We start from the raw sequence: 3,505 nt of genomic DNA on the forward strand, positions 1-3,505 counted from the left end.
CCGGGAGGAGACGTACACCGTCGTCACCGCGGTGGCCCGGCTCCACGCCCATGGGATTGCTGTCGACTGGGCGGCGTTCTTCGCCAGGACGGGTGCCCGTGTCACCGATCTCCCGACCTACGCGTTCCAGCGGCAGCGGTACTGGCAGATGCCGGACGCCCTTGGCGGGGATCTGGCCGTCATGGGCATCGAGGGTGCCGGGCACCCGATTCTGGGCGCGGTCGTGGCGGTGCCGGACACGGGCGCGGTCGTCCTCACCGGCCAGCTTTCGGTGACGCGGCAACCGTGGCTCGCCGATCACGACGTGCTCGGAACGGTGACGTTCGCCGGGAGCGGGCTTGTCGAGATGGCGCTCCAGGCGGGCCGCCAGGTCGGCTGCGACGCGCTGCGGGAACTCGTCGCGGAGAGCCCGCTGCCGCTGCCCGGCGACGTGCCGGTCGCGGTCCGCGTCGTCATGGGCGCCGCCGGCCCGTCCGGGGAACGGACGGTTCAGATCTATTCGCGTGTGGACGGCGGCGGCGAGGACGACGCTCCGTGGCGCCGGCACGCCGGCGGCGTCTTGGCGAGTGAGCCGCGGTTCGAGCCGGAGGTCCCGGCCGAGTGGCCGCCGCGCGGAGCCGAGCAGGTCGACGTGCCGGGCGTCCACGCGCGGCTGCTGGAGATCGGCTACGGACACGGCCCGACCTTCCAGGCGCTGAACGCGGTGTGGCGGCGCGGCGAGGACCTCTTCGCGGAGATCTCGCTCCCGGAGGACGCCGACCGGGACGGTTTCGTCCTGCATCCCGCGATGCTCGACGCGGCCGTCCAGCTCTCCCGCTTCGGCGGCGGCGCCGAACTGGAGTCGGCATGGCGGGGCGTGGTCGCTCAGACCACGGACTCGGCGGTGCTCCGCGCGCACGTCGCACCCCATGGGGACGGTGGTGTGTCGATCACGCTGTCCGAGCCCGGCGGACGACACGTGATCTCCATTGGCTCGGTCGAGTCGCGGCCGGTCTCGGCGGGCGAACTCGCCTCCGCCGCGGGCACCCGTCCGGTGTCGCTGCTGCGCCTGGAGTGGGTGCCCGCGCCGGGGGCCGCCGAGGCCGGGGCCATGCCCACCGACTTCACCTGGTCCTCCCATGAGACCGCCCTGTCCGGGAAGGCCGTGCCCGACTTCGCCGTCGCCCCGGCTCCCGCCGCGCTCGGCGAGATGTTGGCGCTCCTCAAGGACTGGATCGCGGACGAGCGGTCCGCCACGTCGAAGCTCGTCGTCGTCACGAGGAACGCGGTCGCGGTCGACGGTGGCGAACCCGTGGACCCGGGCCGGGCGCCGGTCTGGGGGCTGGTCCGTGCCGCGATGAGCGAGTACCCCAACCGGTTCGTCCTGGTGGACCTGGACGAATCCGGTGACGCGGACCGGGAGCTCCCGGCGGCGCTCGCGACGGGGGAGACGGACGTCGCCGTCCGCGCCGGCGAGGTGCTCGTGCCGAGGCTGGCGAAGGCGGAGCCCGCGGCGGACGCCCCGGTGCCCTGGACGACGCCGGGCACAGTGCTGGTCACCGGCGGCACGACCGGGGCGGGTGCGCTCGTCGCCCGGCACCTGGTCGTCGTGCACGGCGTCCGGCGTCTGCTGCTCACTGGCCCGCCGAACCCCGGGCTGGAGGCCGAACTCACCGGGCGGGGCGCCGACGTGTCGGCCGCCGACCGCGACATCTCCGACCGGGCGGCGCTGGACGCGCTCGTGGCGGCTGTCCCGGAATCGCATCCTCTCGTCGCCGTGGTCCACGCGGCGGACGCCGCCGACGGGGACGGGCCCGTCGGGGCGATGACGGGGGAGCGACTCGACGCCGTCTTCGGTTCCGCCGCCGAGGCGGCGTGGAACCTGCACGAGCTCACCCGCGACCGCGACCTCGCGGCCTTCGTGATGATCTCCTCGTCCGCCGGGCTGATGCACGGGATGGGCCGGGTCGCCCGCGCCGCCGCGAGCGCCCACCTGGACGCCCTCGCCGTGCACCGGCGGTCTCTGGGCCTGCCGGCCAGGTCCTTCGCCTTCGGTCCCTGGGAGACCGCGCCGGAACAGGAGGGTGTCGTTCCGCTGACCGCGGAGGAGGGCCTGGCTCTGTTCGACGCCGCCTTCGGCGTGCCGGATACGCTGCTCGTGCCGATCGGGCTCGACCGGGCGGTGCTGCGTGCCAAGCCCGACGAGTTGCCCGCGCCGCTCCGCGCGCTCATCCGGGTCACGTCCCAGGCCGGTCCCCGGAATGATGGCGGGCGCGCGCTCCGCGGGCGCCTGGACGAGCTGACCGAGCCGGAGCGGGAACGCGTCCTGCTGGACCTCGTCCGCACTCACACCGCCACGGTGCTCGGCAGCCCGTCCATCGCCGCGGTCGAACCGGACCGGCCCTTCCAGGAACTCGGATTCGACTCCCTGGCCGCTGTCCGGCTCCGCAGGCTGTTGAACACGGCCACCGGTCTGCGGCTGCCCGCCACCTTCGTGTTCGACCACCCGACCGCACGGGCCGCGGTGGCGTTCCTCGCCGCCGAACTCCAACCGGCGCCGGCGGACGCCGTCCAGCCGGTGCTGGCCGAGATCGAGCAACTCGGGTCCTCGCTCTCGGTGTTCAGCCCCGGGGAACGGGCCGTGATCGCGGCCCGGCTGGAGGCAGTGCTGCGCGACTGGCGGAACGCGGACACGTCCCCGCAGGCCGCCGGGGAACCCGGCGACGACTTCGCGACCGCCAGCGACGAGGAACTCTTCCAAGCGCTCGACAGCGAGCTCGGCGCGTCCTGAACCGGGAGGGAGGATCAATGGAGAACGACGAGAAGCTGCGCGAATACCTCAAGCGCGCGACCGCCGAACTGCAGAAGTCCAGGCGGAGCCTGCGCGAGGCCGAGGCGGTCCGGCACGAGCCGATCGCCATCATCGGAATGGGCTGCCGCTTCCCGGGCGGCGTCGCGTCGCCCGAGGACCTGTGGGAACTGGCGGCGGCCGGCGCCGAAGCCATCACATTCTTCCCGGACGACCGCGGCTGGGACATCGAGGGGCTCTACGACCCCGTCCCGTCGACGCCGGGCAAAACGTACACCCGGCACGGCGGATTCCTCCACGACGCGGGCCGCTTCGACGCCGACTTCTTCAAGATGAGCCCCCGCGAGGCCAAGGAGACCGACGCGCAGCAGCGGCTCCTCCTGGAGGTGTCCTGGGAGGCGTTGGAGCGTGCGGGTATCGACCCGCTCTCCCTCAAGGGCAGCCGCACCGGCGTGTTCGCCGGGGTCGTCTACCACGACTACCCCTCCGGCGGCGGCACCGGTGGACTCGCCAGCGCCGCCTCCGGCCGGGTCGCCTACAAGTTCGGCCTCGAAGGGCCGGCCGTGACCATCGATACGGCCTGCTCGTCCTCCCTCGTCGCACTGCACTGGGCCGCCCACTCCCTGCGCAGCGGCGATTGCTCCCTGGCCCTCGTCGGGGGCTCGACGGTCATGGCCACCCCGACCGCCTTCGTCGGACTCAGCCAGGACCGCGGGC

Annotated in this window: 2 protein-coding genes; both read left to right on the top strand. The window is 73.7% G+C overall.

Going from position 1 to position 3,505, the window contains the following annotated elements; genetic code table 11:
• Positions 1-2,770: type I polyketide synthase (locus JK364_RS53980; RefSeq protein ID WP_201858810.1), on the top strand; the 2,770-nt coding region annotated here is incomplete at its 5' end.
• Positions 2,771-2,787: 17 nt separating this feature from the next.
• A partial coding sequence (locus JK364_RS53985) for a beta-ketoacyl synthase N-terminal-like domain-containing protein (RefSeq protein WP_201858811.1) occupies positions 2,788-3,505 on the top strand: 718 nt, incomplete at its 3' end.

It is taken from the genome of Streptomyces endocoffeicus (genome assembly GCF_016741935.1).
Taxonomy (GTDB): domain Bacteria; phylum Actinomycetota; class Actinomycetes; order Streptomycetales; family Streptomycetaceae; genus Streptomyces; species Streptomyces endocoffeicus.